Raw genomic sequence first — 26,785 nt, 5'->3', positions numbered from 1 at the left:
TCCGCGTGGCGCGAAAAGCTCAGGTGAGGTCGAAACCCAGCTTGCGAGCGGCCCGCGCCTTCTGCCGACTGGCGCGCAGGCGGCGCAGCCGCTTCACGAGCATCGGGTCCACCGCGAGTGCCTCGGGGCGGTCCACCAGCGCGTTGAGCACCTGGTAGTACCGCGTGGCCGACATGGAGAACAGCTCCTTGATGGCGTCTTCCTTGGAGCCCGCGTACTTCCACCACTGCCGTTCGAAGGCCAGGATGTCGTGTTCGCGGCGGGTCAGACCATCGGTGAGCGCAGAGTCGTCTCCGGACTGATCAGTCCGTGCGATGGCGCCGTCCATTTCGCTCTGGGGACCCTTCCGCAGTGGCTGCCGAGGACTGGATTTCCTCTGGTTCGGCGATATTCAACCACGGGGTTCGTGATTGAGCCGTGATCATCACCCGCGAGTCGGATCGCCGGTACCGGCTCACTAGCATTTCCTCCCATGGCCGTCGTCCCGATCCGCATCGTGGGAGATCCCGTCCTGCACACCGCGACCACCCCGGTGCCCGTCGGCGCCGATGGTTCGCTGCCGGCGGACCTCGCCTCGCTCATCACCGACCTCTTCGACACGATGGATGCCGCCCACGGAGTGGGCTTGGCCGCCAACCAGATCGGAGTGGCGACGCGCGTCTTCGTCTACGACTGCGCCGACGACCGCGGCAAGACGCTGCGCCGCCGCGGCGTGGTGGTGAACCCGGTCCTGGAGACCTCCGAGGTCCCCGAGACGATGCCCGATCCGGACGACGACGACGAGGGCTGCCTGTCGGTGCCCGGCGAGTCGTTCCCGACGGGGCGCGCCACCTGGGCGCGCGTCACCGGGCTCGACGGCGACGGCACGCCCATCACGCTGGAGGGCAACGGCCTGTTCGCCCGCATGCTGCAGCACGAGACCGGCCACCTCGACGGCTTCCTCTACCTCGACCGGCTGATCGGCAGGCACGCCCGCGCCGCCAAGCGCGCCGTCAAGTCGCACGGCTGGGGTGTGCCCGGGCACACCTGGATGCCGGGCGAGGATCCCGACCCGTTCGGCCACTAGCGATGCTGCCGCCGCTCGGATCCCGGGTGAGCCTGCGCTACCGGCTGCCCGAGGGCGAGGTGCCGCCGCACACCGACGTCGTCGGGCACGTCGAGCGCGCCGACGCGACGGTCGGTGTCCGCACCCGGCACGGCGACCTGGTGGAGGTGGCGGCCGACGACGTGCTGGCGGTGCGCGTCATCCCGGAAATGCCGGTGCGCACGTCGCAGATCCGCAACCTCGAGCACGCCGCCGCGCTGGCCTGGCCCGGGACCGAGCACGTCTGGCTGGACGGCTGGTTCCTGCGCTTCGGCGACGGCCACACCCGTCGCGCCAACTCGGCGGTCCCGGTCGAGGCATGGGCGTCGCCGGCGACGGTGCCCGCGATCGTCGACTGGTACGGCGCGCGCGGCGTCACCCCGCTGCTCGCGGCACCCGACCGACTGTTGCGGCTACGCCCGGACGTCCCCGCCGACGGCGCGAACGCCGTGCTGGTGGCCGACGTCGCGCCCGGCCCGCCGGCGGTCTCGGTCGTCATCACCAACGCCCCCGACGAGAACTGGCGGTCGGTCGACCCGCGCGCCGTGCCGGACGAGGTGCTGACGGCCGTCGTCGACGGCGTCGTCGCCTTCGCGACGATCGAGGGCGTCGCCGCGGCGCGCGGCGCGGTCACCTCGGCTCCCGACGGCACCCGCTGGGTGGGCCTGTCGGCGGTGCACGTGGTCGAGTCCGCCCGGCGCGGCGGGCACGGCCGGGCCATCTGCGACGCCCTGCTCGCCTGGGGTGCCGGCCACGGCGCGACCCGCGCGTACGTGCAGGTGCTCGACGACAACGCGGCCGCACTGAGGCTCTACGCGGCCATGGGCTTCCGCACCCAACACGGCAGCCGCTACGTCGACGCCCGTAGGCTCTGACCGATGCGCCTGGCCACGTGGAACGTGAACTCCATCCGTTCGCGCATCGACCGCGTCACCTCCTGGTTGGAGCGCGCCGACGTCGACGTCCTGGCCATGCAGGAGACGAAGTGCAAGGACGAGCAGTTCCCGACGCTGCCCTTCGCCTCGCTGGGCTACGAGGTCGTGCACACCGGGTCCAGCCAGTGGAACGGCGTGGCGATCGCCTCGCGCGTCGGGATCACCGACGTCGCGGTCGGTTTCGACGGGCAGCCGACGTGGGAGGAGGCCTCCGAGGCGCGCGCGCTCGGCGCCACGTGCGACGGCGTGCGGGTGTGGAGCCTGTACGTGCCCAACGGCCGCACCGTCGACTCCCCGCACTACGCCTACAAGCTCGACTGGCTCGCCGCGCTGCGGCGCACGGCGTCCGGGTGGCTCGCCGAGGATCCGCGCGCGCAGATCGCGCTGGTCGGCGACTGGAACATCGCGCCGACCGACGAGGACGTCTGGGACATCGAGGTGTTCCGGCACAGCACCCACGTGACCGAGCCCGAGCGCGCGGCGTTCCGCGCCATCGAGGCCGAATTCCCCGACGTGGTGCGGCCCTTCGCGCCCGGTCCGGAGAACTTCACCTACTGGGACTACACCCAGCTGCGCTTCCCTCGGCGCGAGGGCATGCGGATCGACTTCGTGCTCGGCTCCCCCGCACTGGCCGAGCGGGTCGGGCACGCCGAGATCGTGCGCGCCGAACGCAAGCCGGGCAAGAAGGGCACCCCGCCGCCCAGCGACCACGCGCCGGTCCTCGTCGACCTCACCTGAGGAACTCACACCGAGACGGTCGGCTTCGCCTCGGGATGCGCATCCGGTTGCGGCGCATGCGCACTGGTGACGAGGTCGTTGGTCGGGTGCCTGATGGTCAGCAGCAGCGCCATCACCGCGAGCGTCAGCAGGAAGGTGGCGGGGACGGCGAAGGCCGCCTCGCCGAACGCCCGCTGCAGGACGCCGCCGATCACCGCGCCGCCGGCGAGGCCGGCCCACAGCGGGCCCTGGATCCAGAACGACGGCGACGGCTTGTGCAGCAGCATGTTGGCCAGACCGGCCCCGAACCGCACGATGGAGCCGGTGACGTAGGTGAGGGCCAGGCTGCGCCCCGACTCGTCCTGCAGAGTCGCGTTCTGCAGCCCGAGGGCCAGCACGATCGGGTAGACGTGCCACGGGACCGCCTCGGGGCCGTGCGGAATCAGGATGCCGGTGAGCAGCAGCGTCGCCTGGGTGAGCAGGAGCGCGGGGAGTCGCCACCGCCCCGACCACGCGGCGATGAGCGTGCCGGCGAACGCGCCGAAGCAGAAGACGGCGATGACGGTGCCGAAGCGCGCGACGCCCACCCAGTCGGCTGAGCTGGCGGCCTCGCCCATCCGGGTGGTGTTGCCACTCATGAAGGACATGAACAGCTGCGAATACTGCATGAAGCCGATCGCGTCGGCGATGCCGGCGATGGTGGCCAGCGCGACCGCGAAGCGGAACCGCGTCCTCGGGTCGGCCGGGAAGCCTTTGTCGGGCATGGAAGTCCTCGGTGGTCAGGGGGCGGACACGACTCGTGGCCGAGGTCGAGACCTCGGCCACGTGTGCTCGGCGATCAGCCGATCGGCGGGATGGCGCCCCACGATCCGTACGGACCGTTCTGCGCGCCGCCGCCACCGGAGCTGGGTACCTGGAAGCCGTCGATGCCCTGGGGACCCAGGCAGCGCGACGTCGAGACGGCACTACGGCACGGGTCGACGGACGCGTCGGCGACCGGGGTGACGGCGAGTCCGACGGCCACGCCGGCCGCAGCGATGAACGGGATGCCGATGAGCTTGAGAGACATGGTCAATGCACTTCCTTCGTATCGTGGTGGATGGCGGGGGTCGCTCAGCGACCGATCGGCGGGACCGAGCCCCACGGCCCGTAGGGACCGTTCTGGGCGCCGGCGTTCGGGCTGGGGACCATGAACCCGTCGACGCCCTGCGGGCCGAGGCAGCGCGAGGACGAGACCGCGGTGCGGCAGGGGTCCACGGCGGCAGCGGCGGGTGCGGCGACGAGGGCGAACGCCATGCCCGCGGCGGCGACGAATGGGATTCCGAGAGCCTTGATCTTCATGGTGTACCTTTCCTTCGGTCCAGATCCGTTGTGTCTGGCTGGTTTTGGTTGTCCGCTCTGAGCGGGTCACTCCAGATGTACCCGAGATTCCGGCCACCGGAAACGGTCGCCAAAGGTCCTCATAGACAACGCATAAGTCCATGGAATCGCTATGAGACCGCCGCGCGGCGTGGTCGTCGCGGCACGGCGTCCCTACCGTTGGAATCATGAAAGCCTCACGCGCACAACGGCTCGGCACATTCGCCCTCTCGGGGGCGGCCGCCATGGTGATCGCGCTCACGTGTGGACCCACCGCTGTGGCCGCACCCACCGGATCGTCGGCCGCGGACACCATCGCCCGCCTGCAGGCGGAGGGCAACCGCGTCGTCGTCAACAAGGTGGGCACCGGCTCGCTGAGCGAATGCAGCGTCAGTTCCGTGCGCCCGGTGCAGGTGCGCGAACAGCCGTCCGGCGGCCTGCGACCGGCGCTGCCGTTCGCGCCCACGGTCACCGTCGTGCACGTCGGCGTGCAGTGCTGAGCCGGTCGCGATGACCGCTTACGGAGTGCCTCCCACCCGCCCCTTCGGACCGCGCGACGGCCAGCTGCCGATCTCCGACCACGCAGTGCTCGGGGACGGCAGCACGTGCGCCCTGGTCCGGCGCGACGGCGCGCTGCCCTGGCTGTGCGTACCTCGGTTCGACGCGCCGCCGCTCTTCGCCGGTCTCCTCGACGCACGTCGCGGCGGATCCTGGAGCATCGCCCCGGAAGGACTGAGCGGCGGTGAGCAGCGCTACGTCGACGACACCGCCGTGGTGATCACCACGTTGAGCGGCGCCGGCGGCACCGTCGAGGTCACCGACTTCCAGGCGCTGCGCTCGGGTGCCGACCTGACCGAACTCGGCACCGCGGCCCGTGGCCAGCTCGTGCGCGTGGCCCGAGTCGTGTCGGGCTCCGTGCGGCTGCGCATCGCCTTCACCCCGCGCCACGGGCGATTCGGCCGGCACGGCGGGGACTGGACCATCGCGTCACCCGACCACCCGGTCCTGCCCCTGCGGTTGCGGTCCTCGCATCCGTTGCACGACGACGGCGACGGGACGCTGGCGGCGACGGTGACGCTGCGGGCCGGCCAGACCTACGAGACGTCCCTGGTGTGGGCGCCCGAGCGTCGGATCGAGGTCGGCACCCCGACGGCCACGCTCCTGGCCCGCACCGAACGGGCGTGGCGGCAGTGGGCCACCCACATCGACTACGAGGGTCCGCAGCGGCATCTCGTCCGCCGCTCGGCGCTGACGCTGAAGCTCCTCGACCACTCCTCCACCGGCGGAATCATGGCTGCCGCGACGTCATCGCTGCCGGAATGGGTAGGCGGCGAACGCAATTGGGACTACCGCTACACGTGGGTCCGCGACGCCGCGTTCTCGACGTACTCATTACGCCGCATCGGGCTGACCAGCGAGGCGGACGCCTTCCTCGCCTGGACGCTGGGCTGCGCCGAACGCGACGGCGGCCCGTCGATCATGTACGCACTCGACGGCGGACAGCCGCCCGCGGAGCACACCGACCCGACGCTGTCCGGCTGGCGCGACAGCGCACCGGTGCGGTGGGGAAACGGAGCTGCCGGTCAGACCCAGCACGACGTCTACGGCGAACTGCTCGACGTCGCCTACCAGTGGGTGCGGGCCGGCGGTCACGTCGACGACCACCTGTGGTCCATCCTCGCAGGACTCGCCGACGCGGCCGCGGCCCAGTGGCGGTCACCCGACCACGGCATCTGGGAGATCCGGGACACCGGTCGTCCCTTCACCTACTCGGTGGCGATGTGTCAGGTGGCGGTCGACCGCGCGCTGCGCATCGCCGAGGCCACCGGCCGTACGTCCTCGGTCGAGCGGTGGCGGCGCTCGGTGAAGGAGATCGGCTACGCGCTCGACCACGGCGCCTGGGATGCCGAGCGGGGCACGTTCACCGAACAGCTGTCCGGCGACGGTTCGCACCGCGGCGGTCTCGACGGCGCACTGCTCGCCCTGCCGCTGCGGCGCGTCGTCGACTTCACCGATCCGCGGATGATCGCCACCGTCGAGGCGGTCCGACGCGACCTCGACGCCGGCGATGGCCTGCTCTACCGCTACCGGCACGACGTGTCCTCCGACGGGCTCGCCGGTCCTGAGGGCGCGTTCCTGCTGTGCTCGTTCTGGTTGGTGGACAACCTGACCGGGCAGGGCCGCATAGACGAAGCGTTGTCGCTATACGACTCGCTGTGCGCACGCGCCAACCACGTCGGCCTGCTCAGCGAGGAGATCGACCCGCGCGACGGCTCGTTCCTCGGCAACTTTCCGCAAGCGTTCAGCCACATCGGGGTCATCGCCAGTGGTCACCGCCTGACCCGCGCAATGGGTTCGCGCCGTGGGTGATTGGGCAGGCCCGCTGACGCCGCTGGGCTGACTCTGCGGCACACGACGACGCCGCGGCCGGAATGATTTCCGGCCGCGGCGTTGTTGGGTTACTGCGTCTTACTCGGCAGCCTTCTGCCGCGCTTCGGCGGCACTGGCAGCGGCGCGTGCGGCGTCGGCCTCGCCTTCCTTCTGGGCGACGTCGCGCTGCGCGTCGGCCTTGTCCTGCTGCGCGCGGCCTTCCTCGCGAAGGTCGTCACGGTCGGTGACCGTGCCGATGACCTCCTTGGCCTTGCCCTTGACGTCCTCGACGATGCCCTTGACGGCGTTCTCGGGTCCGCTGTCGCTCATGGTGGTTCCCTTTCGTTTCAGGTGGTGAAGCATCTACCCATTCGGGTCGCGTCTTCAAACGCGCGCGAGATCCGATGCGGCGTCCTGCAACTCCGCGTCGAGGTCGGCGGCCGGGAGACGGACGAGGAACTCGGTGCGACCGCGGCGCGAGTCGACCGAGACGGTGCCGCCGTGCGCCTCGACGATCGACGACACGATCGCCAGACCGAGGCCCGTGCTGTTGGCCTCGCGCGAACGGGCCTTGTTGGCGCGGACGAAGCGGCCGAAGAGGTGCGGCACGATCTCCGGGTCGATGCCCGGGCCGTCGTCGACGACCGACAGTTCGACGCCGTCGGCTCCGGTCCGGACCGTCGTGGTCACGGTCGTACCCGCCGGAGTGTGGTTGCGGGCATTGGTGAGCAGGTTGGTCAGCACCTGGTGCAACCGCGGTCCGTCGCCGCGCACCCACACCGGATCGTCGGGGAGGTCGGTCACGAACCGATGGTCGGCTGCGGTGACCGTGACGTCGTTGACCGCATCGGCCACGACACTGCACGCGTCGACGATCTCGACGTCCAGGCCCTGCCCTTCGTCGAGACGCGACAGCAGGAGCATGTCGCCGATGAGAGCGCTCATGCGGCGGGACTCGGCCTCGATGCGCGCCAGCGCGTACTCGGTGGTGGGCGGCAGCGCGGCCGCCTCCTGCCGCGTCAGTTCGGCGTAGCCGGAGATCGCCGCCAACGGTGTCCGCAGTTCGTGGCTGGCGTCGGTGAGGAAGCGGCGCATCCTCCGGTCGGCCTCGGCACGCATGGCGAGCGCCGAATCCACGTTCGCCAGTAGTCGATTCAGCGTCTCGCCGACGATGCCGACCTCGTTGTCCGGATCGGAGTCCGAGCGGCGCACGCGCGCTGTGATGCGGTGTTCCTCGTCGCCGAGTGGGATCCGCGCGGCCCGCGCCGCGGTGGCCGCCACCCGCCGCAGCGGCCGCAGCTCGCGGCGGACCAGCAGGACGGTGCCGACCGCCGCGACGGCCGCGGCGAGAGCCGTGATGAGCGCGACGGCGCCGATCTTCTGCAGGATCGCCGCCTCGGCGCTCTCCAGCGAGACCGCCGAGATCAAGCGGGTGCCGTCCCCGCGGTCGAGGCCCGCGACCCGGTGCCTGCCGAGGTCGCCGAGGTCGACGGTCCGCGGCGCGCCGTCGGTCCACCGCAGCGACTCGAGGGCGCGAATCGCCGCCTCCGGCGCGGGGCGTGGTCCGTCGTCGTCGAATTCGGCCGACCGCGTGACGACGCCGCCACGCGTCACCGCGATGACCGTCCCGGGCGCCTGACCTGTGAAGTCGGTCAGCAGGCCGGCCCGTGCGCCGGCGTCGAGGCGCTGCTCGTCGTAGACGTGGTCGAGCGCGGCGAGGGAGTGCCGCAGGTCGGCGTCGCTGACGGAGGTCACGTAGCTGTTCATCGTGACGATCGACAGCGCACCGACGGCCAGCACCACGGTGGTGACGAGCGTGCAGACGCCCACCATCAGGCGCTTGCTCAGCGAGCGCAGCCGCCAGCGGCCGGGACGCCGCCGGATCACGACGGCGGCCGGAGCTGATACCCCACTCCGCGCACCGTGTGGATCATCGGCGCCCGGCCGGCGTCCACCTTCTTGCGCAGGTAGGAGATGTAGAGGTCGACGATGCTGGTGCGCCCGTCGAACGAGTAGTTCCACACCTCCTTGAGGATCTCCTCGCGGCTGAGGGCGCGCCGCGGGTGGCGCATCATGAAGCGCAGCAGCTCGAACTCCGTGGTGGTGAGTTCGATGCGCTCCCCCGCCCGGGTGACGTCACGGCTCGCCCCGTCCAGCGTCAGGTCGCCGACGACCAGCTCGGTGTCCTCGCGCGGTGCGGGCTCGCCGGTGCGGCGGATCAGACCACGCAGTCGAGCGACGAGTTCTTCGAGGCTGAATGGCTTCGTCATGTAGTCGTCCGCACCGGACGTCAACCCCACGACGCGGTCGGCGACCGTGTCGCGGGCGGTCAGGAACAACACCGGCGTGTAGCTCTCCGCGGTCCGCAGGCGCTGCAGGATCTGCAGTCCGTCGAGGCCCGGCAGCATGATGTCGAGCACCACCACGTCGGGCTCGACCGAGCCGAACTTCGCGAGCGCCTCCCGGCCGTCGTGCGCAGTCTCCACGGTCCAGCCCTCGTGGTGCAACGCCATCTTGACCAGGTTGGTCAGGGCCCGTTCGTCGTCGACCAACAGCACCCGGATCGGTGACCCGTCCTCGCGACGGATGGGGGGCAACTTGCCGAGGATGGCGGCCCGCGGTTGCTGCGCGCGCGGCCGCACCGGAGCGGTCGTCATGTGAACCTCATGCGAGGTCAATAGCCGTTCGTCTCGAATCCTGAACGTTCCTCGCCGATGGTCATACCAAGTTCACATCTGGTGCGGGCACGCGCGAGAGGTCACGCGTCGGGCGTCGCGTACCGCCCCGGGTTGAACATCGACGCCACCGCGCCGATCGCCATCATGACCGCCGCGGCGACGAAGACCACCACCAGGCCACTGTGGAACGGACCGGCGATGAGGTGCGGGAAGAAGGCATTGCCGGTCAGGGCCGCGGCGTCGACCCCGGGCTGCTGCAGGGCGTGGTACGGCTCCAGCAGCTCGGCCATCGGGTTGTACCCGAGGAAGGCGGCGAACAGGCTGCCGACGGGAGGCAGCCCGGCGACCTGGTGGGCCACGTCGGCCGAGACGCCCTGGTCCTGGAGGCCCGAGCTGAGCGCCGAGGGCAGCGTGTTCGCGAGGCCCACGATCATCAGCGAGAAGAAGATGCCGATCGACAGCGACGACCCGGCGTTGAAGAACGTCGCCCGCACGCCCGAGGCCGCACCACGTTGCGCGGCAGGCACACTCGACATGATGGCCGCGGTGTTCGGCGCGGTGAAGATGCCGCCGCCCAGCCCGTTGAGGAAGATCAGCACGGCGAACACCCAGTAGTCGAAGTCGACCGGGATGAGCACCAGCGCCACGAACGACCCGGCCATGAGCACCATGCCGCCCACGGTGAACGGGCGCGCACCGAAGCGGTCCGACAGCGAGCCGGCCAGCGGACCGGCGATCAGGAAGCCCACCGTGACGGGCAGCATGTAGATGGCAGCCCACAGCGGCGTCGACTCGAAGTCGTAGCCGTGCAACGGAAGCCAGATGCCCTGCAGCCAGATGATGAGCATGAACTGCAGCCCGCCGCGCCCCACCGAGGACATCAGGCCGGCCAGGTTGCCCATGCCGAACGTCGCCGACCGGAACAGCCGGACGTCGACCATGGGTTGCGCCACGCGCAGTTCGACGAGGCAGAAGACGACCAGCAGCAGCAGGCCACCGCCGATGGCGCCGATCACCCACGGGTTGGTCCAGCCGGTCGACGAGTCGCCGTAGGGCTGGATGCCGTACGTGATCCCGGTGAGCAGCACCGTCAACCCGATGCCGAAGGTGAACGTGCCCGCCCAGTCGAGGCGGCCCGGGGTGCGGGCGCCCAGCTCGCGCAGCGACCGCAGGCTCCAGATGGTGCCGGCCAGGCCGATCGGCACGCCGACCCAGAAGATGGCCTTCCAGTGCCACTCCGACAGCGCGCCGCCGATCAGCAGGCCGAGGAACGACCCCGCCACGGCGGACACCATGTTGACGCCGAGCGCCATGCCGCGCTGGTTCGCCGGAAAGGCGTCGGTGAGGATCGCCGACGAGGACGCCATCAGCATCGCGCCGCCGACGCCCTGCACGACGCGCCAGGCGATGAGCCAGACGGCGCCGCCGCCGAGGTGGAAGGGGTCGAAGGACAACGCCACCGCGGCGACGGTGAACACGACGAAGCCGAGGTTGTAGATGCGGACGCGGCCGAGCATGTCGCCGAGCCGCCCGAACGGCACGACGAGCACCGCCGTGACGACGAGGTAGCCCATCAGCATCCACAGCAGGTAGCTCACGTTGCCCGGGGCCAGCGGATTCAGGCCGATGCCGCGGAAGATCGCCGGCAGCGAGATCAAGACGATGGACGCGTTGATGGTGGCCAACAGCGTGCCGAGCGTGGTGTTCGACAACACGATCCACTTGTAGTGCGGGTGATCGTGGTCCATCCGCAGGCGTCGGCGCGCCGTCCGCACCCCTTCGGCGTCGGTTCTGGTCGTCGCTTCGATCTCTGTGGTCACGTCACCGCTCTTCGCCTCGGTCCCCAAAACACATACGTTACCTAAGTTAATGAGTCCGCGTCGATGCGCATTCCCGATGTCACGCACACCCGAGGAAGCTGGGGTAGCTTGTGTGACGTCCGCGCGGGAGCGCACACCAGTGCGCTGAGAGGACGGCTAGCGGGCCGTCGACCGTATGAACCTGACCGGGTAATGCCGGCGTAGGGAGTGTCGAGAATGGCTGTCTTCAGCGAACCCACCATCACCACCGGCCCCATCACGGGCAGCACCAAGACCTACCGGGTGCTGCCCGACGGCGGCCGCGTGCCGTTCCGCCGGGTGCACCTCACCACCGGCGACCACCTCGACCTGTACGACACGTCGGGCCCGTACACCGACGCTCGTGCCGCCATCGACCTCGATGCCGGCCTGCCGTCGCGGCCGGGCGTCGTGCGCGACCGCGGCACCCAGTTGCAGCGCGCCCGGCGCGGCGAGATCACCGCCGAGATGGCCTTCGTCGCGGCACGCGAGGGCATGCCGGCCGAACTGGTGCGCGACGAGGTGGCCCGCGGCCGGGCGGTGATCCCCGCCAACCACGACCATCCCGAGAGCGAGCCGATGATCATCGGCAAGGCGTTCGCGGTCAAGGTCAACGCCAACATCGGCAACTCGGCGGTGACGTCCTCGATCGCCGAGGAGGTCGACAAGATGGTGTGGGCCACCCGCTGGGGCGCCGACACCATCATGGATCTCTCCACCGGCCGCGACATCCACGAGACGCGGGAGTGGATTCTGCGCAACTCGCCGGTGCCCGTGGGGACGGTCCCCATCTACCAGGCACTCGAGAAGGTCGGCGGCGATCCCACCCGGCTGGAGTGGAACCTGTACCGCGACACCGTGATCGAGCAGTGCGAGCAGGGCGTCGACTACATGACGGTGCACGCCGGGGTGCTGTTGCGCCACGTTCCGCTGACCGCGCGCCGGGTCACCGGCATCGTCAGCCGCGGCGGCTCCATCATGGCCGCCTGGATGCTGGCCCACCAGCGCGAGTCGTTCCTCTACGAGCACTTCGGCGAGCTGTGCGAGATCCTCGCCCGCCACGACGTGACCTTCTCCCTGGGCGACGGACTGCGGCCGGGTTCGATCGCCGACGCCAACGACGCGGCGCAGTTCGCCGAACTCCGCACCCTTGGGGAGCTGACGACGGTCGCCAGGGAGCACGGCGTGCAGGTGATGACCGAGGGTCCCGGCCACGTGCCGATGCACAAGATCGTGGAGAACGTCCGCCTCGAGGAGGAACTGTGCGACGAGGCGCCGTTCTACACGCTGGGTCCGCTGACCACCGACATCGCGCCGGCATACGACCACATCACGTCCGGGATCGGCGCCGCGATCATCGCCGCGGCCGGGACGGCCATGCTCTGCTACGTCACCCCGAAGGAACACCTCGGACTGCCCAACCGCAAGGACGTGAAGGACGGGGTCATCACCTACAAGATCGCCGCGCACGCCGCCGACCTCGCGAAGGGCCACCCCGGCGCGCAGCAGCGCGACGACGCACTGTCCAAGGCGCGCTTCGACTTCCGCTGGCACGACCAGTTCGCCCTGGCGCTCGACCCGGACACCGCGCGGGAGTTCCACGACGAGACGCTGCCGGCGGAGCCCGCGAAGACGGCGCACTTCTGCTCGATGTGCGGCCCGAAGTTCTGCTCGATGCGTATCAGTCACGACATCCGCGCCGAGCACGGCGACCGGATCCCGCTGCCCCTGACGGAGGCCACGCCGTGACCGACTTCCTGCCCCTGTCCCCGCCCGGCGCGGCCCCGCGGCGAGTGCTGACCATCGCCGGCACAGACTCCGGCGGCGGCGCGGGCATCCAGGCCGATTCGCGGACCTTCGCGATGCTGGGCGTGCACGGGTTGGTGGCGGTGGTCGCCGTGACCGTGCAGAACTCCGTCGGGGTCCAGGGTTTCCACGAGATCCCGGTCGACGTCATCGCCGGCCAGATTCAGTCGGTGGTCGGCGACATCGGCATGCAGGCGGCCAAGACCGGCATGCTGGCGTCGTCGGAGATCATCGGCTGCGTCGCCGAGACGTGGCGGGGCCTCGGCACCGACGCCCCGCTGGTGGTCGACCCGGTGTGCGCATCGATGCACGGCGACCCCCTGCTGCACCCGTCGGCGCTCGACGCGTTGCGCTCCGAACTGCTCCCGCTCGCCACGCTGGTGACGCCGAACCTCGACGAGGTGCGCCACCTCACCGGCATCGAGGTCGTCGACGACGCCACCCAGCGCGACGCGGCCCGTGCGCTGCACGCCCTCGGTCCGGCCTGGGCGCTGGTCAAGGGCGGGCACCTGCGGTCGTCGGCACACAGCCCGGACCTGCTGTTCGACGGCAGCGAATTCCACGAGTTCGTCGCCGAGCGCATCGACACCGGCCATGACCACGGCGCGGGCGACACCCTGGCCGCGGCGGCCGCGTCCGCGCTGGCGCACGGCATGGAGGTCCCCGCGGCGGTCGCCTTCGCCAAGCGGTGGGTGACCGAGTGTCTCCGCGCGGCCTATCCCCTGGGCCACGGGCACGGACCGGTCTCGGCGCTGTTCCGGCTGTCGGCGTCGTGACACTCGACGCCATCGCCGGGGTCGCGCACCACCCGGACGGCACGCCGGCCGGAGCGGTGGTCCTGACGCACGGGGCCGGCGGCAACCGCGACGCGCCGATGCTGGTGCGCGTGTGCGACGAGTGGGCGCGCCGCAGCTGGCTCGCCGTCCGCTACGACCTGCCTTACCGCAGGCGCCGCCCGAAGGGCCCGCCGTCCGGATCGGCGACGGCCGATCAGGAGGGCGTGGCCGAGGCCGTCGCGCTCGCCCGCACCCTGGTCCCGGACCGCCCGGTGCTCGCGGGCGGCCACTCCTACGGCGGACGGATGACGTCCATGGCGGTCGCCGACGGGCTCGACGTCGCCGTGCTGACGCTGTTCTCCTATCCACTGCACCCCCCGGGCAAGCCGGAACGCGCCCGCACCGCACACCTGCCGGCGATCGCGGCGCCGACGGTCTTCACCCACGGCACGTCCGACCCGTTCGGGACGGTGGACGAGGTGCGCGCGGCGGCCGCTCTCGTCGGCGCGCCGACGAGAGTCGTCGAGGTGACCGGAGCCCGGCACGACCTCGGCTCGAAGACCCTCGACGTGCCCGCGCTGGCGGTCACGGCGGCGATCGGTCTGCTGCCCTGATTGCTGCTATGTTCCGGTGGTGACCTGGCCGTCCGGAGACCCGAACCAGCCCTACGGGCAGCAGCCGCCGCCGCCGTACGGTCCGGGGTATCCGCAGCAGCCGGGCTACCCGCCCCCGCCTCCCCCGCCGCTGCCCTACCAGCAGGGTCCCTACGGGACGCCGTACCCGCAGGGCTACCCGCCGCAGCCGCCGCCGAAGAAGTCGAAGAAGCCGCTCATCATCGCCCTGGTCGTCGTCGGCGTACTGGCCGTGGTCGGCATCGGCGTCGTCGCGGTCCTGACATTCGCCTTCAAGGACCGCGTCGTGGCCACCGACGTCCAGGTCGGCAGCTGCATCACCGACGTGCCGACCGAGTCGCGCATCATGACCCTGCCGACGGTCGACTGCGCCAAGCCGCACGGCGGCGAGGTGTACGCCGTGCTGAACATGCCCGACGGCGACTACCCGGGCGCGGCGGCGATCGACGAGTGGCAGAACAAGTGCCCCGAGGAGCTGGCGACCTACTCCCCCGACGCGATGCTCGACGAGACGGTCGGGGTGTTCGTCCTGTACCCGACGAAGGAGACCTGGGACGTCGGCGACCGCGCCGTGACGTGCATCGCCACGTTCGACCAGCCGCGCACCGGCACGCTGAAGTAGTAGCCGTTACCCCTGGTACCGTCCTTCCATGACTTCGGAGCAGCACGACGCGGTCATCGTGGGCGCCGGTTTCGCCGGCATCGGCGCGGCCATCCAGCTCAAGCGGTTGGGCATCGATGACTTCGTCATCCTCGAGCGCGAGGACGACCTCGGCGGCACCTGGTACGTCAACCACTACCCGGGTCTCGCCGTCGACGTCCCCACCACGACGTACTCCTACTTCTTCGAGCCGAACCCGAACTGGTCGCGCCTGTTCACTCCCGGCCCGGAGATCAAGCGGTACGCCGATCACGTCGCCGACAAGTACGACGTGCGCAAGCACATCCGCTTCTCCACCGTGGTGCAGGGCGCGCGCTGGGACGAGGACGCCTCGGTGTGGCGCGTCGCGCTCGGGGACGGCTCGACGCTGACGGCCACCTACCTGCTGACCGCCACCGGCTTCCTGTCCCAGCCGAAGGTGCCCGACATCGCGGGCATCGCCGACTACGCGGGCACCGTCATCCACACGACCGAGTGGGACGACGACTTCGATCCCCGCGGGCGGCGCATCGCGATCATCGGCACCGGCGCCACCGCCGTGCAGCTCATCCCCGAACTCGCGGCGTCGGCCGCCGAGCTGACCGTCTACCAGCGCACGCCCATCTGGGTCGCGCCCAAGGTCGACCTGGAGTTCTCCGAGCGCACCAAGCGGATCTTCGCGCGGATCCCGTTCACCCAGCGCATCGTCCGCGCCATCACCGACACGATCTACGAGGCGATGATCACCGTCGGCGTGGTGAACTACCGGGTGCCGTTCTTCCGGCGGCTCAACATCTCGGCGATGGACCTGTGCAAGATCCACCAGTTCATCCAGATCCGGGACAAGGACCTGCGGCGCAGGCTGACGCCGGACTACGACATCGGCTGCAAGCGACCGACGTTCTCCAACAAGTACTTCCGCGCGTTCACCAAGCCGCACGTGCACCTGCAGGACGCCGGCATCGACCACGTCACGACCGACGGCATCGTCAACGCCGACGGCACCAAGACCGAGATCGACACCCTGGTGCTGGCCACCGGCTTCGACCTGTGGGAGGCCAACTTCCCGGCCATCGAGGTCATCGGCCGCGAGGGCCGCAACCTCGGGAAGTGGTGGCGCGACACGCGTTTCCAGGCCTACCAGGGCGTCTCCATGCCGTACTTCCCGAACTACCTCAGTCTCGCCAGCCCGTATGCGTTCCTCGGCTTGAACTTCTTCAACACGATGGAATACCAGATGCGGTTGATGGAGCGGCTGTTCGGCGAGGTGAAGCGCCGCGGCGCGACGACGTTCGAGGTCACCGAGGAGGCCAACGCCGCCTACCTCGACCGCATGACCGAACTGCTCGGCGGCTCGCTGTGGACGATCGGCAACTGCACCTCGTCACGGTCCTACTACTTCAATCCCCAGGGTGAGCCGAGCCTGCTGCGACCGATGTCGACGCAGACCGCCATCCGGGAGGCCTCCGAGTTCCCGCTCGACGACTACCGCATCGCCTGATCCGATTCGCCCGTAGCAGAGAAGGGTTTCACCGTGCCAGAACAGAATTCGAAGGCCGCAACCATCGCCGGACTCGCCGTCGCCGGCACCGGGGTGGCGCACTTCGTCAAGCCGGACGCGTTCGAGTCGATCACCCGCAATGCCTTTCCGCGTGACACTCAGAAGTTCATCTACGTCAACGGTGGGCTGGAGACGGCGATCGGCCTCGGGATCGCCGTGCCCGCCACCCGCAAGCTGGCCCTCGCCGGCCTCGTCGGCTACGGCGCGTATCTCGCGATCAACATCGTCCGCAACCGTTAGGCGGTGAAGCGCCGCCTCGGCACGTTCGACGCCGTCGTCATCGGCCTCGGTTCGATGATCGGGGCGGGCGTCTTCGTCGCCATGGCGCCCGCCGCGGCCGCCGCGGGGAGCTGGCTGCCGCTCGGCCTGGCCATTGCGGCGCTGGTGGCGTACTGCAACGCGACGTCGTCGGCCCGGCTGGCCGCCCGCTACCCCCAGTCCGGCGGCACCTACGTGTACGGCCGGGAGCGCCTGGGCCCGTTCTGGGGTCACGCGGCGGGCTGGAGCTTCGTGGTCGGCAAGACGGCGTCGTGTGCGGCGATGGCCCTCACCGTCGGCGCCTACGCGTGGCCGGCGCACGCGAACGCCGTCGCCGTCGCCGCCGTGCTCGCCCTGACGGCGGTCAACGTGGCCGGCGTCCAGAAGTCGGCGCTGCTGACCCGCGTCATCGTGGCCGTGGTGCTCGCCGTCCTCGTGATGGTCGTCGTGGTCGCCGTCGACCCGGGCCGCATCGGCTCGACGACGTTTCAGGGCAGCGTCGGCGTGGGCGGGGTGCTGCAGTCGGCCGGGCTGCTGTTCTTCGCGTTCGCCGGGTACGCCCGGATCGCGACGCTCGGCGAGGAGGTCCGCGACCCCGCGACCGTCATCCCCCGGGCCATCAGCACCGCGCTGACCATCACGCTGGTGGTCTACGCGGCGGTGGCGGTGACGGTGCTGTCCGCACTGGGCGCCTCGGGCCTGGCGTCGGCGACGGCGCCGCTGGCCGACGCGGTCACGGCGGCCGGCCATCCCGGGCTCGCACCCGTCGTCCGGGTCGGCGCGGTGGTCGCCGCCCTCGGGTCGCTGCTCGCACTCATCCTGGGCGTCTCGCGCACGACGCTGGCCATGGCCCGTGATCGGCATCTGCCGGGCACGCTGGCGGCCATCCACCCCCGGTTCGACACGCCCTACCGCGCCGAGATCGCCGTGGGCGTCGTGGTCGCCGTCGTCGTGGCGCTGGTCGACGTCCGCGGGGCGATCGGCTTCTCGTCGTTCGCGGTCTTGGTCTACTACGCGATCGCCAACGCCTCGGCGTTCACCCTCGGGCGCCGCGTGGTGCCGACCATCGGGCTGATCGGCTGCGTGGTGGTCGCGTTCGCGTTGCCGACGGCCGCGGTGCTGTCCGGGGCCGCGGTGGTGCTGCTCGGCGCGCTGGCGTTCGGCGTGCGCCGCCGGATCGGCGTGCACACCGCCCCGTGATGGTGTGTAGTTCCCATTCGTGAACGCTTTGCGCTGGACCCCCGTGGCCCGCGACGCCGTGGTCGTCGCACCCGACGAGCGGCTGAGCTGGCCACGGACGATCGGCATCGGCGCACAGCACGTGGTGGCGATGTTCGGCGCGACGTTCCTGGTCCCGGTGCTCACCGGGTTCCCGCCCGCCACGACGCTGCTGTTCTCCGGCATCGGCACGATCCTGTTCCTGATCATCACCGGCAACCGCCTGCCGAGTTACCTCGGGTCGAGCTTCGCCGTCATCTCGCCAGTGGTGGCGGCCGTCGGCTCGCAGGGCCCGGGCGGTGCGCTCGGCGGACTGGTGGCGCTCGGCCTGGTGCTCGTCGTCGTCGGCGGCGTGGTGCACGTCGTCGGGACGCGCTGGCTGAACGCGGCACTGCCACCGGTGGTGACGGGCGCCGTGGTGGCGCTGATCGGGTTCAACCTGGCCCCTGCGGCCAAGGCCAACTTCGAGAAGGGCCCGCTGGTCGCCATCGTGACGCTGGTGCTGCTGGTCGCGACGCTGGCGTTCTTCCGCGGCATCATCGGCCGCCTGGCGATCTTCATCGCCGTGGTGCTGGGCTACGTGCTGGCGTGGATCCTCGACGACGTCGACCCCGCCGCCAAGGCGGCCATCGACTCCGCGGCCTGGATCGGCCTGCCCGACTTCACCACGCCCACCTTCTCCCTCGCGGTGCTGCCGCTGTTCCTGCCCGCGGTGATCGCCCTGCTGGCCGAGAACATCGGCCACGTGAAGTCGGTCGGGCAGATGACCGCCACCGACACCGACCCGCTGCTGGGGCGCGCGATCGCCGCCGACGGCGTCGCCACCACGCTGGCCGGGCTGGGCGGCGGCTCGGCCACCACGACGTACGCGGAGAACATCGGTGTCATGGCGGCCACCCGGGTGTACTCGACCGCGGCGTACTGGGTGGCGGCCGTGGTGGCGATCGTGCTGGCGATGTGCCCGAAGATCGGTGCGCTGATCTCCGCCATTCCCGCCGGCGTGCTCGGCGGCGCCACCGTCGTGCTCTACGGGCTCGTCGGGGTGCTCGGCATCCGCATCTGGCTCACCAACCACGTCGACTTCGGCCTGCCGATCAATCAGATGACGGCGGCCATCCCGCTCATCATCGGCATCGCCGACTTCACCTGGACAGCCGGGGATCTCACGTTCACCGGCATCGCCCTGGGATCGATCGCCGCGCTGGTGGTCTACCACGGCATGCGGGCGCTGGGCTTCCGCACCGCCGCTCAGAACGGTGGTGGCGTGCCGTCACGGGTGCCGCCCCCGGCATAGCGTCGCAGCCGCTCCATCCGGGCGCGGTGGTTGGCGGTGCGCTCGGCGAGGACGTCGGCCGCCCGTTGTTGGCGTCGGCTCCGGCGGCGGTGCGGCATCATCGCGGTCCGGTCGGTGCACGGGCCCTCGGGGCTCGGCGCAGGCGTCGCGGTCCCCGGCGCGGCCAGCCCGCCGAACAACGCGACACCGCCCGGGACGGTGACGTAGCGGACGCCCGTCGGCGCAGTCCACAGCACGGTGCCGTCGTCGAACTGCTCGTCACGCCAGCCCCAGAACGTCTTGACGAGATGGTGAAAACGGCACAGGCACTTTAGGTTCGACGCCCGCGTCGACCCGCCGTCGCCGTACGGGACGGTGTGGTCGAGGTCGCAGCCGTGCGCGGGTACGTCGCAATTCGGGAACCGGCAGGTCAGGTCTCGCCAGCGGACCCACTCCGCCAACCGGCTCGACGGGCGGTACCGCGGCTCGGGTTCGGAGGTCGGGGGCAGCAGCGGGCGTCGCTTCGCCTCGGCGGCGATCTCGGCCACGAGGTCCGCCGGGAACAGTCCGTCGTAGCCCGGGACGACGGCTCCACCGTCACCCGAACCGTCGAGGGTCGCCTGGTCGGTGACCACGTGGACCACGACCGGGCCGACGACCCGACCCCCGGCCGTGCACCCGTCGAGGTCGCACCGGCAGGACAGCCGGTCACCGCCGAGGGCTGCGACGGCCAGCGCGTCGGCGCGGCGTTCGGCGGCGGTACGCGGATCCGCGTCGCACACGGACCGTTCGAGTGCGGCGATCCGCTGCGCGATCGCCTCGGCGTCGGTGGCGTACACGGTCGCGTGCACCTCACTCAGCCCGTCGACGAGTTGCGAGATGGTGACGCCGCGGCCCCCAACGAAGTCCTTGCGGCGGCGCACGGCGTCGCGGTCCACCCTGGCCACCACTCGGTCGATGCGCTTGTCGATCTCCCTGCGACCGGCGGACCCCCACGTCGGCATGCGGCGGGCCAGCGTCGCGTCGACGCGCGCCAGGATCTCGGCGTCCTCGATCAGCCCGGTGCGGAAGACGGCCGCCCGGAACGCCGCCTCGGAGACGTCGCCGGCGGCAAAGCGGGCGCCCAGCTCGCGTAGCCGGTGGCGCAGCGCCTCGGCGTAGCGCACCTGGGATTCCGCGAGGCCCTGCGAGATCCGCAGCGCGGCAGCCACCTCCGCCGCGGCGGCCGCCACCACGTCGACCGCCCACTCCTCGGTGGCACCGCCCGCGGCGCTCGTGCACGCGTCGACGAACGCACCGACCGCATCGAGCCGGGCGGCGGCCGCCGATGCCTCCGCACGCGCCGCCTCGGCGGCACGCGCGAGCAGCGCGGCTCCTTCGGCAGGTGGCGTCCATGCGAACACGTGTTCGATTGTAGGTGGGAGCACCGACAGGAATGTGCCCGTGACACCATTGCGCCATGCTCGCCCGTCACGCGTTGATCCGACGCCCCTCCCCCCTGCTGGCCCACGGCCTGGTCACCCACATCGAGCGCAGCGAGCACGTCGACGTGGACCTGGCGGAGCGGCAGTGGAACGACTACGTCTCCGCCCTGCACGCCGCCGGCTGGACCACCAGCGAGGTGCCGGCCGCGCCCGACTGCCCCGACGCCGTGTTCGTCGAGGACACCATGGTCGTCTACGGCGACCTCGCGGTGATCTGCCGCCCCGGCGCCGAGGAGCGCTGGCCGGAGATCTCGGCCGCCGAGGACGCCGTGCGCGAGCAGGGCTACCGCATCGTCCGCATCGAGGCGCCCGGCACCCTCGACGGCGGCGACGTCCTCAAGCACGGCGGCATGGTCTGGGTCGGCGTCGGGGGCCGCACGAACGACGAAGGCGCCGAACAACTCCGCGCCCACCTACAGCCCCTGGGCGCCAACGTGGTCGCGGTTCCGCTGTCGCGGGTACTGCACCTGAAGTCCGCGGTGACGGCGCTGCCGGACGGCACGGTCATCGGCTACGAGCCGCTCGTCGACGACCCCGGCATCTGGGGCGAGCACTTCCTCGCCGTCCCCGAGGAAGCCGGCGCGCACGTCGTCCTGCTCGGCGACGACACCCTGCTGCTGTCGGCCGCCGCACCCCGCACCAGGGAACTGCTCGAGTCCCGCGGCTACCGCGTCGTCGCGGTCGACATCTCGGAGTTCGAGAAGCTGGAGGGCTGCGTCACCTGCCTGTCGGTGCGCCTGCGCCGCTAGGGCACGCCGTTGCGCCCGTCGGTCGACCGGGCGTACGTCCCGACCGCGAACGCCACCGCGGGACCCACGATCGCGAGGGCGTCGCGGTCGACGTTGGTCACGTCATCGCGCGGCGTCCGGTAGTTCGGGTCGAACGGTCGCCCCGCCTGCCCACCCCACAGCCGCGCCTGCACGTCGGTCTTGCGGCCACTGGCGGCGGTGGTCACGCCGCCGATCGGCACGCCGGCGGCGAGGAACGGCGCGTAGTCGCCGCTGCGACCGAGCGGCACGTCGGCGGGCCGCACCCCGGCGAGGTTGAGGTAGCCGGCGAGCGTGCGCTCGATGCCGGCCGACCCGGCCGGCACGGCAGCCGCAGGCACCTGCGGGTTGGCGGCACCCGACTGGTCGCCGTCGTAGGTGAAGTAGCCGGGGTTGGTCGAGCCGATCTGGTCGACGTCGAGGTACATCGCGAGGTCGGCCACGCCGTCACCGCCTAGGCCCGCCACGTATTTGGCCGCACCCTCGCCGCCCGCCTCGCCCGCACCCCAGAACGCGAACCGCACCGCGTTGGTGACGCCGGGCGAGGCACCGAGCGCCGCCGCCGTCGCGAGTACCGCCGCCACGCCGGAGCCATCGGCGTTGATGCCGGGACTGTCCGGCGCGGAGTCCAGGTGCGCGCCCGCGACGACGACGCGGTGCACGTCACCGGTCTTCGTCTGTGCCAGCACGTTTCGCGAACGCACGGTGCCGGCCTTCGCGTCGAGCACCAGGCGCACGGGCGACGACGTGCGGCGCAGCTGTGCGTCGACGTCCCGGCCGATCACGGCGACCGGCGCCTTGAGCTGCTGGTAGTACCCGGGCGTGAACAGTCCCGGCACGCCGCCCTCGCTGACGACCAGGAGCCCGACGGCGCCCTCGTCACTGGCCACGTTCTGCTTCTCCACCAGTGAGCAGCCGGTGTCGTCGACGACCGCTAGCGCACCCCGCACCGTCGCGTCGCCGTAGTCGGCGGTGGTGCACCCGGCGGCCCGGCGCGGGCGCTGCGTGCGGGCCTGAAGTCCCTCGCGCGGGGTCGGGGTGAGCAGCGACGCCTGGTCGACGGGCAGCGCTCGCCCGGCGACCGTCAGCGTCGGTCTGCCCGGTGCCGCCAGCACCACCCGTTCGAAGTCGGCCAGCTCGACGTCGAACCCGTTGTCCCGCAGCACCGTCGCGACGTAGTCGACACTGGCGTCGTAGCCCGGCGTGCCGTCGGCGCGCGAGCCGCCGTGGGCGGCCGCGATGTCGTGCAGCCGCTGCAGGTGGCCCATCATGGCGTCGACGGTGACGGCGTCGGCCAGTACGCGCCCCGGGTCGGCGGCCGGGGCCGGCGCCGGGTCGGCGGATCCGCACGCCGCCACGGTCAGCGCGACGACGGCACCCAGCACCGCGCCGCGCCGCATCACTGCTCGGAGACCCGGTGCCGGGTCCGGTCCTCGCGGATCGGCACGCCGTTGCGCCCGGAGAGGTCCTGGGCGTACAGCCCCAGCGCGTACGCGACCCCGCGGCCCTGAATCTCCAATGCGGTGCGGTCGATGTTCTCGATCGTGTCGCCGGGCTTGTGGTAGTTCGGGTCGAAGGGCTTGTCGGCCTGCCCGCCCCACAGGTCGGCCTGCTCGGCGGTCTTGTTGTCCTCTGCCCCGGCGAACAACCCGCCGGCGGGCACACCGGCCTGGGTGAAGGCGTCGTAGTCGCTGCGACCGTTGAAGTCGGTGTCCTGGGCGGGTTTTCCCGCACCGCCGAGGTACGCGGCCAGCATCCGCTCGATGCCGGCCGAGCCCTCCGGCACCCGGGGCACCGCAGGCGTCGGCGGCGCGGACTGGTCACCGTCGTAGGTGAAGTATCCCGGGTTCGGCGAGCCCAGCATGTCGAAGTTGAGATACAGCGCGATGTCCTTGAGCGCCTCGACGTCGAGCGACTCGACGTACTTCGTCGACCCGATGAGCCCGAGTTCCTCGGCGCCCCAGAAGCCGAACCGGACGGCGTTGCGCACCGGCGGCGAACTGCCGAGCTGCACCGCGGTCTCCAGCACCGCCGCCACCCCGGAACCGTTGTCGTTGATGCCCGGGCCCTCCGGCACCGAGTCCAGGTGCGCGCCGGCCATGACGACGTTGTGCGTGTCCCCGGTCTTGGTCTGCGCGACGACGTTGCGGGTGCGTTCGGTTCGCACGCCGGCGTTGAGCTTGAGCGACATGTTCGCGGGCACCGCCCGCAGCTTCGCCCCGTCGGACTTGCCGATCCCCACCACCGGGATCTCGACGTCGGTGGTGGCGCCCAACGTCGCGCCGATCGGCTCGTCGTCGGTGTTGGCGACGATCAGGGCGGCGGCGCCCTTCTCGGCCGCCACCTGCTGCTTGACGCCGAACGGGCACGACCCGCGGTCGACCAGCACGACGGCGCCGCGGACCTGCAGACCGTCGTAGTCGGCGGCCGTGCAGCCCGGCGTCGGTTCGGCGGGCGCGGGCACCAGCCGGCCGGTGACGCCCTCGGGCGGGGTACCGATGGTGTAGTTCAGCGCGGCGGCCTTCACCGGATTGCCGTCGGCGGTCAACGCCGGCTCGTCGGCGAACGGCAGCCGCACCTCGAACTCATCGGTGGCGACGTCGAAGCCCTTGTCCCGCAACACTCCGGCGACGTAGTCGACGCTGGCCTGATAGCCCGGCGTCCCGAGTGCACGGTTGCCGCCGTTCGCGTCGGCGATCTCCTGCAGCTTGCCCAGGTGCGCCATCATCGCGTCGACGGTCACCTTGTTCTGCTGTCCCACGGCGAAGTCGGCGGCGGGCTGCGACGCCGCGGGCGGCGCGGCCTCGGGCTTCTCCTCCGGCTGCCCCGACCGGCCGCAGCCGGCCAGACCGGTCACCGCCACCGTCAGGAGCGCCACCGCGATCCGTGAGTTCCGCCCCGCCACCGCCGTCGTCCGTCGCACCCGACCCACGTTAGTCACGCGTCGCGCCGGTGCACCGATGCGGTGGCGGCGGCCAGCACGACGCCGACCACCACGGCGAAGTAGATCAGCGACGCGAACGGTCCCCACGGCATCGGGTACGTCGGATAGAGCCACTGCACGTCGGTGAAGACGAACGCGTTGAGGAACGGCAGGAACGGGCCCACCCTCGGCCCGAGGTTCGGCAGGTTGCCGAGGATCGGCTCGATCACCAGCGGCCACAGCAGCAGCACCGCCACCGCTCCGGCCGCATGCCGCAGGAGCACGCCGACCGCCACGCCCAGGACCGCCGCGACCGCGGCGTACACCGCCAGCGCGACCACCAGCCGCCACGTCGCCGGCAGGGCGAGTGAGAGTCCCGCCCCCACCAGTGGATCCGCGGCGACGCGGGCCACCGCGATGCACGCCACCGTGGTGGCCGCGATGACGACGGCCGAGAACGACGCCGCGACAATGGCTTTCGCGGCAACCACCACGGCTCGCTGCGGGGTCGCGGCGAAGGTGGACCGGATGGTGCCGCTGCGGTACTCGCCGGTGACCGTCAGCGCGGACACCACCATCAGCAGCGGGACGGCGAACACCGCCACGCCCATCGCCGCCTGCTGCGGCCGGATGCCCGCCGCGCCGTAGGCCGTCGCGCCCTGCAGGACGGCGACGGCGAGGCTCAGCACCGCCGCGGCCAGCGCCGTCCACAGCGGCGACCGGATGCTGGTGAACTTGATGCGCTCGGAGTGCAGCGTCGAGGTCAGCCCGGTGGTCATCAGCGCGCCGCCGTCCGGTACTCGACGTCGTCGTCGGTGAGCTTCAGGTAGGCCTCCTCCAGCGACGCGCGTTGCGTGCTGAGTTCGTGCAGCGTGATCGCGTTGCGGGCGGCCAGCTCGCCGATCACCTCGATGGCCGCGCCGCGGACCGCGAGCGTGCTGCCGTTGGCCTCGACGCGGGTGTCGATGCCCGCGTTGGAGAGCAGCTCGAGCAGCGCGTCGAGCTGCGGGCTGCGCACCCGCACGACGCTGGCGCCGGACCCGGCGATGAACTCGGTGACCGTCGTCGACGCGATGAGCCGGCCGCGGCCGATCACCACCAGCCGGTCGGCGGTGTTGGCCATCTCGGCGAGCAGGTGGCTCGAGACGAACACCGTGCGCCCCTCGGCCGCCAGTGCCCGCATCAAGGTGCGCACCCAGCGGATGCCCTCGGGGTCGAGGCCGTTGACCGGCTCGTCGAACAGCAGCACCGGCGGATCGCCCAGCAGCGCCGCGGCGATGCCGAGCCGCTGCCCCATGCCCAGCGACAGCGTCCCCGCACTGGTGTCGGCCGCGGACTCCAGCCCGACGATCTCGAGCACCTCGTCGACGCGGGTGACGGGGATGCGGTTGCTCGCGGCCAACCAGCGCAGGTGGTTGCGCGCGGAGCGGCTGGGGTGCACCTGCTTGGCGTCGAGCAGCGCGCCGACCGTGCGCAGCGGCTCAGTGAGGTCGCGGTAGCGCCTCCCGTCGATGGTGGCCGTGCCGGAGGTCGGCCGGTCCAGGCCGAGGATCATCCGCATGGTGGTGGTCTTGCCCGCGCCGTTCGGGCCCAGGAAGCCCGTCACCACGCCGGGCTCGACGGTGCAGGTGAGGTCGTCGACGGCACGTTTGCGGCCGAAGGTCTTGGTGAGGCCCGCCAGCTCGATCACGTGCCCCATGATCTCAGCCCAGCTCGGCGGCGATCAGGTCGGCGACGGCCCGCATGCCCGCGGCGTTGGGGTGCAGCGGCGCCGGCCGCCCGGGCAGCGGCACCCCGAACCGGGTGGTCCACGGCACCGCTGACCACGCGTGATGGTCGCTGCTGGCGTCGGCGGCGGCGACCACCGAGCACCCCGTCGCGGAGGCGGCGTACGCGGTGTGACGCTTCAGCGTGTCGGCCAGGTGGCGGCCGAGGTCCGCCTCGGCGGGCGAGTACGGCGGCGCCGGTGTCCCGGCGGGCGGCAGCAGCGTCAGGTAGTCGACGAACAGCACCCGGGCCCGCGGCGCCCGCGCCCGGATGGCGTCGCCGACGGCGACGAGCGCGTCGCGGACCTCGGCCAGGGCCGCCGTCCGGGCGGCCGGGTCGAGCACGTCGCGCAGCGCGCCCCCGACGACGGGCAGCGCAGACAGCACCCGGGCCGCCGGGCGCGGCAGCCCGGCGGCGAACAGGAACGGCACGTAGCCGACGTCGTTGCCGCCGATCGTCACCGTGACCAGGTCCTCGGAACCGTCGAGCGCGCTCACCTGGGGCGGCGCGCCGCGCTGGTGCTCCGCCAGAACGTGTGCGGTGGTGGCGCCGGAGAACGTGACGTCGACGAGGTCCAGACCCAGCCGGTCGGCGACCAGGTGCGGGTAGTTCGCGGCCGAGCGGCCCAAGCCGCGCGGCGCACCGGGCGCGGCGGGCCGGATGCCGGGGCCCGCGGCCATCGACGAGCCCAGGGCGACG

Annotated in this window: 28 protein-coding genes and 1 riboswitch; of the genes, 14 read left to right on the top strand and 14 right to left on the bottom strand. The window is 71.5% G+C overall.

What is annotated here, in order from left to right; translation table 11 throughout:
* Window positions 1-19 precede the first annotated feature (19 nt).
* Window positions 20-328: a nucleoid-associated protein NapA gene (locus tag FZ046_RS09300; RefSeq protein ID WP_070354998.1), complete on the bottom strand. Its 309-nt coding sequence runs from the start codon at window positions 326-328 to the stop codon at window positions 20-22.
* Window positions 329-472: 144 nt separating this feature from the next.
* On the opposite strand from FZ046_RS09300, the gene FZ046_RS09295 reads away from it, so the two are divergent.
* From FZ046_RS09295 to FZ046_RS09285, 3 genes are read left to right on the top strand one after another with little or no spacing between them, the layout of a single operon-like run.
* Window positions 473-1,066, top strand: a complete 594-nt coding sequence (locus tag FZ046_RS09295; RefSeq protein ID WP_070354999.1) for a peptide deformylase — start codon at window positions 473-475, stop codon at window positions 1,064-1,066.
* 2 nt (window positions 1,067-1,068) lie between these two features.
* The gene (locus tag FZ046_RS09290) at window positions 1,069-1,959 is read left to right on the top strand and encodes an N-acetylglutamate synthase, CG3035 family (RefSeq protein ID WP_070355000.1); all 891 of its coding nucleotides are present in this window, start codon (window positions 1,069-1,071) and stop codon (window positions 1,957-1,959) included.
* Window positions 1,960-1,962: 3 nt separating this feature from the next.
* On the top strand, window positions 1,963-2,757 hold the full coding sequence (locus tag FZ046_RS09285) for an exodeoxyribonuclease III (RefSeq protein ID WP_070355001.1): 795 nt from the start codon (window positions 1,963-1,965) through the stop codon (window positions 2,755-2,757).
* 5 nt (window positions 2,758-2,762) lie between these two features.
* On the opposite strand, the gene FZ046_RS09280 is transcribed toward FZ046_RS09285, so the two are convergent.
* From FZ046_RS09280 to FZ046_RS09270, 3 genes are all read right to left on the bottom strand, one after another.
* On the bottom strand, window positions 2,763-3,500 hold the full coding sequence (locus FZ046_RS09280; protein WP_070355002.1) for a YoaK family protein: 738 nt from the start codon (window positions 3,498-3,500) through the stop codon (window positions 2,763-2,765).
* A gap of 74 nt (window positions 3,501-3,574) precedes the next feature.
* Complete coding sequence (locus tag FZ046_RS09275) at window positions 3,575-3,805, bottom strand: hypothetical protein (protein ID WP_070355003.1); 231 nt, start codon at window positions 3,803-3,805, stop codon at window positions 3,575-3,577.
* Between the two features lie 44 nt (window positions 3,806-3,849).
* Window positions 3,850-4,077 carry a hypothetical protein gene (locus FZ046_RS09270; protein WP_070355004.1) on the bottom strand — a complete coding sequence of 76 codons (228 nt, stop codon included), beginning with the start codon at window positions 4,075-4,077 and terminating at the stop codon, window positions 3,850-3,852.
* 206 nt (window positions 4,078-4,283) lie between these two features.
* On the opposite strand from FZ046_RS09270, the gene FZ046_RS09265 reads away from it, so the two are divergent.
* Window positions 4,284-4,595 (top strand): hypothetical protein, encoded by a 312-nt coding sequence (locus FZ046_RS09265; protein ID WP_125939810.1) that lies wholly within the window; start codon window positions 4,284-4,286, stop codon window positions 4,593-4,595.
* 10 nt (window positions 4,596-4,605) lie between these two features.
* Window positions 4,606-6,465, top strand: a complete 1,860-nt coding sequence (locus FZ046_RS09260; RefSeq protein WP_070355006.1) for a glycoside hydrolase family 15 protein — start codon at window positions 4,606-4,608, stop codon at window positions 6,463-6,465.
* 99 nt (window positions 6,466-6,564) lie between these two features.
* On the opposite strand, the gene mbp1 is transcribed toward FZ046_RS09260, so the two are convergent.
* The 4 genes from mbp1 to FZ046_RS09240 form a co-directional block, all read right to left on the bottom strand.
* Entirely contained in the window at window positions 6,565-6,795 is a 231-nt protein-coding gene (gene mbp1, locus FZ046_RS09255) for a microaggregate-binding protein 1 (protein WP_070355007.1), read from the bottom strand.
* A gap of 54 nt (window positions 6,796-6,849) precedes the next feature.
* Window positions 6,850-8,298 carry a sensor histidine kinase gene (locus FZ046_RS09250; RefSeq protein WP_083298445.1) on the bottom strand — a complete coding sequence of 483 codons (1,449 nt, stop codon included), beginning with the start codon at window positions 8,296-8,298 and terminating at the stop codon, window positions 6,850-6,852.
* 50 nt (window positions 8,299-8,348) lie between these two features.
* Window positions 8,349-9,122 carry a response regulator transcription factor gene (locus tag FZ046_RS09245; RefSeq protein WP_070355009.1) on the bottom strand — a complete coding sequence of 258 codons (774 nt, stop codon included), beginning with the start codon at window positions 9,120-9,122 and terminating at the stop codon, window positions 8,349-8,351.
* 101 nt (window positions 9,123-9,223) lie between these two features.
* Complete coding sequence (locus tag FZ046_RS09240) at window positions 9,224-10,963, bottom strand: MFS transporter (RefSeq protein WP_407664454.1); 1,740 nt, start codon at window positions 10,961-10,963, stop codon at window positions 9,224-9,226.
* Between the two features lie 113 nt (window positions 10,964-11,076).
* Window positions 11,077-11,187: riboswitch (TPP riboswitch) on the top strand.
* On the opposite strand from FZ046_RS09240, the gene thiC reads away from it, so the two are divergent.
* From thiC to FZ046_RS09200, 8 genes are all read left to right on the top strand, one after another.
* Entirely contained in the window at window positions 11,180-12,730 is a 1,551-nt protein-coding gene (gene thiC, locus FZ046_RS09235) for a phosphomethylpyrimidine synthase ThiC (protein ID WP_083298441.1), read from the top strand. Its footprint overlaps the riboswitch before it by 8 nt.
* On the top strand, window positions 12,727-13,563 hold the full coding sequence (thiD, locus tag FZ046_RS09230; protein ID WP_070355010.1) for a bifunctional hydroxymethylpyrimidine kinase/phosphomethylpyrimidine kinase: 837 nt from the start codon (window positions 12,727-12,729) through the stop codon (window positions 13,561-13,563). The genes thiC and thiD overlap by 4 nt, the downstream gene beginning before the upstream one ends.
* A complete protein-coding gene (locus tag FZ046_RS09225; protein ID WP_070355011.1) occupies window positions 13,560-14,177 on the top strand; it encodes an alpha/beta hydrolase family protein in 618 nt (205 codons plus the stop codon). The genes thiD and FZ046_RS09225 overlap by 4 nt, the downstream gene beginning before the upstream one ends.
* Window positions 14,178-14,196: 19 nt before the next feature.
* Complete coding sequence (locus FZ046_RS09220; RefSeq protein ID WP_083298446.1) at window positions 14,197-14,817, top strand: septum formation family protein; 621 nt, start codon at window positions 14,197-14,199, stop codon at window positions 14,815-14,817.
* Between the two features lie 28 nt (window positions 14,818-14,845).
* Window positions 14,846-16,336 carry a flavin-containing monooxygenase gene (locus FZ046_RS09215; protein ID WP_070355013.1) on the top strand — a complete coding sequence of 497 codons (1,491 nt, stop codon included), beginning with the start codon at window positions 14,846-14,848 and terminating at the stop codon, window positions 16,334-16,336.
* A gap of 33 nt (window positions 16,337-16,369) precedes the next feature.
* On the top strand, window positions 16,370-16,636 hold the full coding sequence (locus tag FZ046_RS09210; protein ID WP_070355014.1) for a DoxX-related protein: 267 nt from the start codon (window positions 16,370-16,372) through the stop codon (window positions 16,634-16,636).
* A 54-nt stretch (window positions 16,637-16,690) separates the two neighbouring features.
* Window positions 16,691-17,854 (top strand): APC family permease, encoded by a 1,164-nt coding sequence (locus FZ046_RS09205; RefSeq protein WP_083298447.1) that lies wholly within the window; start codon window positions 16,691-16,693, stop codon window positions 17,852-17,854.
* A gap of 19 nt (window positions 17,855-17,873) precedes the next feature.
* Window positions 17,874-19,166 (top strand): uracil-xanthine permease family protein, encoded by a 1,293-nt coding sequence (locus FZ046_RS09200; RefSeq protein WP_070355016.1) that lies wholly within the window; start codon window positions 17,874-17,876, stop codon window positions 19,164-19,166.
* On the opposite strand, the gene FZ046_RS09195 is transcribed toward FZ046_RS09200, so the two are convergent.
* Window positions 19,121-20,548, bottom strand: a complete 1,428-nt coding sequence (locus tag FZ046_RS09195; RefSeq protein ID WP_070355017.1) for an HNH endonuclease signature motif containing protein — start codon at window positions 20,546-20,548, stop codon at window positions 19,121-19,123. The genes FZ046_RS09200 and FZ046_RS09195 overlap by 46 nt on opposite strands.
* Before the next feature lie 56 nt (window positions 20,549-20,604).
* Between FZ046_RS09195 and ddaH the strand changes: the two genes are divergently transcribed.
* The gene (gene ddaH, locus FZ046_RS09190) at window positions 20,605-21,378 is read left to right on the top strand and encodes a dimethylargininase (RefSeq protein ID WP_070355018.1); all 774 of its coding nucleotides are present in this window, start codon (window positions 20,605-20,607) and stop codon (window positions 21,376-21,378) included.
* Here the strand turns inward: ddaH and FZ046_RS09185 are convergent.
* From FZ046_RS09185 to FZ046_RS09165, 5 genes are read right to left on the bottom strand one after another with little or no spacing between them, the layout of a single operon-like run.
* Window positions 21,375-22,796: a M28 family peptidase gene (locus tag FZ046_RS09185; protein ID WP_149484235.1), complete on the bottom strand. Its 1,422-nt coding sequence runs from the start codon at window positions 22,794-22,796 to the stop codon at window positions 21,375-21,377. The genes ddaH and FZ046_RS09185 overlap by 4 nt on opposite strands.
* Window positions 22,796-24,319, bottom strand: a complete 1,524-nt coding sequence (locus FZ046_RS09180) for a M28 family metallopeptidase (protein ID WP_246182946.1) — start codon at window positions 24,317-24,319, stop codon at window positions 22,796-22,798. Before FZ046_RS09180 ends, FZ046_RS09185 begins: the two co-directional genes overlap by 1 nt.
* A gap of 14 nt (window positions 24,320-24,333) precedes the next feature.
* Entirely contained in the window at window positions 24,334-25,098 is a 765-nt protein-coding gene (locus FZ046_RS09175) for an ABC transporter permease subunit (RefSeq protein ID WP_070356420.1), read from the bottom strand.
* Window positions 25,098-26,009: an ABC transporter ATP-binding protein gene (locus FZ046_RS09170; RefSeq protein ID WP_070356422.1), complete on the bottom strand. Its 912-nt coding sequence runs from the start codon at window positions 26,007-26,009 to the stop codon at window positions 25,098-25,100. The genes FZ046_RS09175 and FZ046_RS09170 overlap by 1 nt, the downstream gene beginning before the upstream one ends.
* 13 nt (window positions 26,010-26,022) lie before the next feature.
* Complete coding sequence (locus FZ046_RS09165) at window positions 26,023-26,766, bottom strand: SGNH/GDSL hydrolase family protein (protein ID WP_149484354.1); 744 nt, start codon at window positions 26,764-26,766, stop codon at window positions 26,023-26,025.
* Between the last annotated feature and the right edge of the window lie 19 nt (window positions 26,767-26,785).

This window comes from Mycolicibacterium grossiae, from assembly GCF_008329645.1.
In the GTDB taxonomy this organism is placed as follows: domain Bacteria; phylum Actinomycetota; class Actinomycetes; order Mycobacteriales; family Mycobacteriaceae; genus Mycobacterium; species Mycobacterium grossiae.
Note: the sequence above shows the minus strand (reverse complement) of the source record. Positions and strands in the feature narration are given on the sequence as shown.

Coding starts and splice junctions, on each gene's coding strand:
- FZ046_RS09215 (WP_070355013.1), top strand. CDS start 14,846: ATGACTTCGGAGCAGCACGACGCGGTCATCGTGGGCGCCGGTTTCGCC.
- FZ046_RS09265 (WP_125939810.1), top strand. CDS start 4,284: ATGAAAGCCTCACGCGCACAACGGCTCGGCACATTCGCCCTCTCGGGG.
- FZ046_RS09185 (WP_149484235.1), bottom strand. CDS start 22,796: ATGCGGCGCGGCGCGGTGCTGGGTGCCGTCGTCGCGCTGACCGTGGCG.
- FZ046_RS09290 (WP_070355000.1), top strand. CDS start 1,069: ATGCTGCCGCCGCTCGGATCCCGGGTGAGCCTGCGCTACCGGCTGCCC.
- FZ046_RS09175 (WP_070356420.1), bottom strand. CDS start 25,098: ATGACCACCGGGCTGACCTCGACGCTGCACTCCGAGCGCATCAAGTTC.
- FZ046_RS09295 (WP_070354999.1), top strand. CDS start 473: ATGGCCGTCGTCCCGATCCGCATCGTGGGAGATCCCGTCCTGCACACC.
- mbp1 (WP_070355007.1), bottom strand. CDS start 6,795: ATGAGCGACAGCGGACCCGAGAACGCCGTCAAGGGCATCGTCGAGGAC.
- FZ046_RS09250 (WP_083298445.1), bottom strand. CDS start 8,298: ATGGTGGGCGTCTGCACGCTCGTCACCACCGTGGTGCTGGCCGTCGGT.
- FZ046_RS09205 (WP_083298447.1), top strand. CDS start 16,691: ATGATCGGGGCGGGCGTCTTCGTCGCCATGGCGCCCGCCGCGGCCGCC.
- FZ046_RS09280 (WP_070355002.1), bottom strand. CDS start 3,500: ATGCCCGACAAAGGCTTCCCGGCCGACCCGAGGACGCGGTTCCGCTTC.
- FZ046_RS09245 (WP_070355009.1), bottom strand. CDS start 9,122: ATGACGACCGCTCCGGTGCGGCCGCGCGCGCAGCAACCGCGGGCCGCC.
- FZ046_RS09260 (WP_070355006.1), top strand. CDS start 4,606: ATGACCGCTTACGGAGTGCCTCCCACCCGCCCCTTCGGACCGCGCGAC.
- FZ046_RS09285 (WP_070355001.1), top strand. CDS start 1,963: ATGCGCCTGGCCACGTGGAACGTGAACTCCATCCGTTCGCGCATCGAC.
- FZ046_RS09300 (WP_070354998.1), bottom strand. CDS start 328: ATGGACGGCGCCATCGCACGGACTGATCAGTCCGGAGACGACTCTGCG.
- FZ046_RS09270 (WP_070355004.1), bottom strand. CDS start 4,077: ATGAAGATCAAGGCTCTCGGAATCCCATTCGTCGCCGCCGCGGGCATG.
- FZ046_RS09165 (WP_149484354.1), bottom strand. CDS start 26,766: ATGGCCGCGGGCCCCGGCATCCGGCCCGCCGCGCCCGGTGCGCCGCGC.
- FZ046_RS09275 (WP_070355003.1), bottom strand. CDS start 3,805: ATGTCTCTCAAGCTCATCGGCATCCCGTTCATCGCTGCGGCCGGCGTG.
- thiC (WP_083298441.1), top strand. CDS start 11,180: ATGGCTGTCTTCAGCGAACCCACCATCACCACCGGCCCCATCACGGGC.
- ddaH (WP_070355018.1), top strand. CDS start 20,605: ATGCTCGCCCGTCACGCGTTGATCCGACGCCCCTCCCCCCTGCTGGCC.